Origin of the sequence: Paraburkholderia sp. J11-2 (genome assembly GCF_905220185.1) — a bacterium.
In the GTDB taxonomy this organism is placed as follows: domain Bacteria; phylum Pseudomonadota; class Gammaproteobacteria; order Burkholderiales; family Burkholderiaceae; genus Paraburkholderia.
This window is the reverse complement of sequence record NZ_CAJMYY010000130.1, coordinates 1-382: the sequence shown is the minus strand read 5'-3', so window position 1 is coordinate 382 and position 382 is coordinate 1. Positions and strand designations below refer to the sequence as shown.

Here is a 382-nt window from a genome sequence, read left to right as displayed (position 1 = left end):
ACCGCTCACGAGCTGGCTCGTGCTCAGCGCGTGCAGGTCAGCCGAGTTCAGCTGGCGCACCTGCGTCGAGCTCAGTGCCGCGAGCTGGCCCGTGCTCAAACCCGAAACCTGTGCGCTCGTCAGCAGGTTCACCGACAGCGTCGCCAGCTGCGACGTCGTCAGCGCGTTGAGCGCCGTCGAGGTCAGCGACTGCACTTGCGAAGACGTCAGCTGGCCAATGCCTGCCGAACCCAGCGCCTGCACTTCAGTCGTGGTCAGCGAGTGGAGGTCGGCCGTGCCGAGCTGGGCAACCTGGCTGGAAGTCAGTGCTGCGATGCCTGCCGAGCCCAGACCGTTCACCACCTGGTTCGTGCTCAGCGCCTTGATGTCCGCCGAACCCAGC

General features: G+C 66.5%; 1 pseudogene. It reads right to left on the bottom strand.

Going from position 1 to position 382, the window contains the following annotated elements:
- Positions 1-382, bottom strand: a pseudogene (locus U5A57_RS41475) (hypothetical protein); the annotation flags it as partial.